Source organism: Thermodesulfovibrionales bacterium (assembly GCA_026417875.1).
Lineage (GTDB): Bacteria > Nitrospirota > Thermodesulfovibrionia > Thermodesulfovibrionales > CALJEL01 > CALJEL01.
Window position 1 is genome coordinate 1 of the sequence record JAOACK010000088.1, and the last position, 3,912, is coordinate 3,912.

Annotated in this window: 6 protein-coding genes; 3 read left to right on the top strand and 3 right to left on the bottom strand. The window is 37.7% G+C overall.

Annotation, left to right across the window (positions count from 1 at the left end; all coding sequences use genetic code 11):
- The coding region (locus tag N2257_10410) for a hydrogenase small subunit (GenBank protein ID MCX7794795.1) at window positions 1–871 on the bottom strand (871 nt) is incomplete at its 3' end.
- A 181-nt stretch (window positions 872–1,052) separates the two neighbouring features.
- Here N2257_10410 and N2257_10415 point away from each other — a divergent pair.
- Window positions 1,053–1,400: a hypothetical protein gene (locus N2257_10415; protein MCX7794796.1), complete on the top strand. Its 348-nt coding sequence runs from the start codon at window positions 1,053–1,055 to the stop codon at window positions 1,398–1,400.
- A complete protein-coding gene (locus N2257_10420; GenBank protein ID MCX7794797.1) occupies window positions 1,384–1,920 on the top strand; it encodes a DUF6036 family nucleotidyltransferase in 537 nt (178 codons plus the stop codon). Before N2257_10415 ends, N2257_10420 begins: the two co-directional genes overlap by 17 nt.
- On the opposite strand, the gene N2257_10425 is transcribed toward N2257_10420, so the two are convergent.
- Window positions 1,900–3,108, bottom strand: coding sequence for an MFS transporter (locus N2257_10425; GenBank protein ID MCX7794798.1), 1,209 nt, complete (start codon window positions 3,106–3,108; stop codon window positions 1,900–1,902). The genes N2257_10420 and N2257_10425 overlap by 21 nt on opposite strands.
- 207 nt (window positions 3,109–3,315) lie before the next feature.
- On the opposite strand from N2257_10425, the gene N2257_10430 reads away from it, so the two are divergent.
- Window positions 3,316–3,720, top strand: coding sequence for a YbgC/FadM family acyl-CoA thioesterase (locus tag N2257_10430; protein ID MCX7794799.1), 405 nt, complete (start codon window positions 3,316–3,318; stop codon window positions 3,718–3,720).
- Here the strand turns inward: N2257_10430 and N2257_10435 are convergent.
- The coding region (locus N2257_10435) for a hypothetical protein (GenBank protein MCX7794800.1) at window positions 3,700–3,912 on the bottom strand (213 nt) is incomplete at its 5' end. The two genes, N2257_10430 and N2257_10435, sit on opposite strands and share 21 nt — an antisense overlap.

The following is a 3,912-nucleotide window of genomic DNA, read 5'->3' on the forward strand; positions in this document are numbered from 1 at the left end:
GTACTGGCCATGATACACCTTCGTTCCATTTAACAGTGGGACAGTTAAAATATGCCTCAGGACCTTTACATCCCATCTCATAGAGGCACCAGCCGAGTCTGTGACCCTCATCACCCCATGCACGGACAAATTGACCAGCGTCAAAATGTGCTCTTCTTTCACAATTGTCATGGATCCTCTTGCCATGGGCAAAATAAGGTCTTCCTTTACTATCTGTAGCTGGAAGTGTTCCAAATGTAAGGAAATGAACTATAGTTGCAGTAAGATTCTCTACATTCATAGGACATCCCGGTAGATTTACAACCTTTGCCTTTGGTACAGCTTTTTTCACACTGACAGCACCGGTTGGATTAGGAACTGCTGACGGGATGCCGCCCCAGGATGCACAGGAACCAACAGCAATAGTTGCCACAGCATTTTCACATACTTCCCTGGCGATACTGAGAGCGCTTTTTCCACCAATACAACAATAAATTCCATCATCCTTTGCCGGTATTGCTCCCTCCACAATTGCAATATACTGACCCTTTTGATTTTTAACTACATCCATGAGAGATTTTTCTGATGCCTTTCCGGATGGAGCCATTATGGTCTCATGATAATCAAGGCTCAGTATATCAAGCACAATCTCTGGAACAGTTGGCTTTGATGCCCTCAAAAATGATTCGGTATCCCCGGTGCAGCTTTGAAATTCTAACCACACAACAGTAGGTCTCTTCTTCTTCTCAAGTGCCTCAACAATCTTTGGAACAAAGCTCGATGGAAGAGCAAGGGCTGCAGCCATTGTTGTGCAGAATCTTATAAAATCCCTTCGTGAAACACCTCTGTCTCTTAAAAGTTCACCAATAGTACCATCTCTCTTTGATCCCATAAAGACCTCCTTTCTATTAAGAAAAATTCAGTGAGCCCTGAATTGATTTACTTTTACTAAAATTAATATCAAAAAATAAGTCAATTGTCAAGTTTTTAATGATTTATTTTTTTTATAACCCTCCTATCGAAACCAGTTTCGTATATTAAAAACATTAATATTTTTTCTGTTAAAATATTCTATGGAAATAAACCTGAAATATCTTCCATCATTATCACAGAATGAAATCAGGAGTATTGAAGATATTCTTACCGACGAAAGACTTCTCAAGCATTTATGGATAGAACTTCTGTTAAATCCTGATATCGTTAACACAATAAGCTCATATGTTTCCAGACCAGATATTCAAAAAAGCCTTCAGGATGCCTTGAGCTGGTACCTTGCCTTCAGGTGGTTATTGCCGGAAAATAAACCCTTAGAGGAATTATACGAAAAGAGGGAAGTTATGCCTTACAAAATAAAATTAAGAGTTTACAGGGAAAGGAAAAGAGATTTCATAAAAGGTCTTATTTATGCAGGATTATGTTAAACCTTATATCACCCTGATAGAAGATTTTTTAAAGGCCAGAAATAAAAACTTAGACATTCTTTTAATAGGTGGTCTTGCTATGAGTTTTTATGGCAAGCCGAGATATACAATTGATATTGATGGTGAAATAAATTGTGAAGAATATCTCTACGAAGAACTTACAGCATATCTTAAAAATAAAAAAATAAATTTCAATCTTGGTGAAAACATAAGTGGCTGGGGAGTTGTACCCCTTCCTGAAGGTTATAGAGAGAGGGCATTAATTGTTTACAGCAGTGATCGATTGACTCTTAAGGTATTAGATCCCATTGATTTTATATTCAGTAAATTAATGAGGGGAACTGAAGAAGATTTTAAAGATATTATTGATGTTATAAAACAATATAATATTTCTTCTGACAAAATACTTGAAAGAGAAAAGCTCATAAAATATCCAAAAGACCCTGAGACATTCTTTTTTAAAAAAAAATTTCAGCACCTTCTGGATTTATTAAAAGTCTCACCTTTTACGAATACCTAACATTAAGAGAAAACCTGCAATAAAAAATATCGTTACTGTCAAGATAGCAGGCCTCTGGGAGCCTGTAAGGCCAGATATCTCACCGAACAAAAGGGGACCAAGTATGGCTGAGCTCTTTCCTACCATTGAATAAACACCGAAATACTCTGACTCCTTTTCTCGGGGCACGAAGCGGGAAAAAAGGGCCCTTGATGATGCCTGCACTGTTCCAAGCCCTATCCCGGCAATAGAGGCAAGTACAAAGAATCCAGATCTTGTCGCAACAAAGAAGGCGCCAACAGAGACCGTTATCCAGAGAACAAGAGAAATAAGAATAACATCCCTCGGTCCCCAGGAATCAACAGCTCTTGCAAAGAGGAAGGCACCAATAAGGGCTGTAATTTGAACAACTATATAAAGTATTATGAGCTCCTTCTGTTCAAATCCCAGCGTAACAGCAGCATAAATACCTGAGAAGGTGATAACAGTATTGATTCCATCAATATAAAGAAAGTAGGCGATCAGAAATCTTCTTAAAGCACTTTCAGTCCAGAGTTCTCTGAATGTTCTCAGTATATAGTTCATGCCTTTACGGGCAGAATGGAAAAATCTTTCCTTCCTCTCATCAGCAGGCATATTTATAAATAAAGGTATGGAGAAAATAAAAAAGAAAAGAGAAACCGATATCCATGTAAGGTCATAATGACCCCTCTGGACCAGATAAAGACCTATGAGAAGAGAGATAATAGAACCCAGGTAACCTATAGCATATCCCCATGATGAGACCCTGCCAAGATATTCTTTCGGACTTATCAATGGCAGAAAGGAATTATAAAATACCACAGCGCTCTCCATTGCTACATTGGCAACAAGGATGAGAAAGAATCCTTTAAGAATATCTCCACTTTTAAGAGTAGACAGAACAGCCACAGCAGTAATACATAAAGCCACCGATATAAAAAGACTTCTCTTCCTTAAGCCTGAATAATCAGCTATTCCACCAAGTAAGGGAGAAAGGAGTGCAACAATGAGCATGCTTGATGAGATAGCCCTTCCCCACCACAGTTCACCAAGACCCGGGGAATCACCCACTATGACTGTTACATAATATACAGGAAATATAACAGAGGAAATTACAGCTGAATAGCTGGAATTTGCAAAGTCAAAAAGGCACCAGCTGAATATCCTTTTTTTATCCAAATTCTTCAAAGCCACTTCATCATGGATAAAACAGCCAACGCTGTAAATTGGTTCCTTTTTTAATGGCTTAAATTAAAAACTGACCATAATATGATTGAAAGTCATTATTATCATAAACCATATCAACTAACCATGCAACCATATCTGCCCAAATTCAATTATAATAACTCTGCATTAACTTTTATATCTTAAATCTTAAAAATGTTAATATAATTTATGTCTGAAAATATTCATACCATAAAAGTTACAGTTTACTATGAGGACACTGATGCTGGCGGTGTTGTCTATTATGCAAACTATCTCAGATACCTTGAGCGGGCAAGGATGGAGTTCCTGAAAGATAAAGGAATAGACGTCATAGAGTTCCATAATAAAGGCATATTCTTCGTGGTGAGTCAGCTTGAAATTTCCTATAAAAAGCCTGCAAAACTTGGAGATAGCCTGACAGTAACAACAGAGGTAGCAGAAATAAAGAATGCCAGTCTGAAGATTAAAAATTGCATTCTAAAAGACAGCGAGCTAATAGCAGAGGCATGCCTTACACTTGCCTGTGTTGAGAACGGTAAATTAAGAAGGCTTCCCGAACAATTTAGATCACTTTTAAATGACAAATCTTACTGAAGCAACCTTTGAAGAATTTCTTATCCTTTTTAAGAATACAGAGATTATTGATTTAAGGAATATAACCTTCATTGACCCCTCCAGTTTCACAATACAAGAGTCAATATTTCTGCTTGCTATCGTAATTGTTGGCGGGGCAGGAAATCTGTGGGGGACGGTGTTTGGTGCTCTACTGCTGTCTCTTATACACAT

Coding starts and splice junctions, on each gene's coding strand:
- N2257_10415 (MCX7794796.1), top strand. CDS start 1,053: ATGGAAATAAACCTGAAATATCTTCCATCATTATCACAGAATGAAATC.
- N2257_10420 (MCX7794797.1), top strand. CDS start 1,384: ATGCAGGATTATGTTAAACCTTATATCACCCTGATAGAAGATTTTTTA.
- N2257_10430 (MCX7794799.1), top strand. CDS start 3,316: ATGTCTGAAAATATTCATACCATAAAAGTTACAGTTTACTATGAGGAC.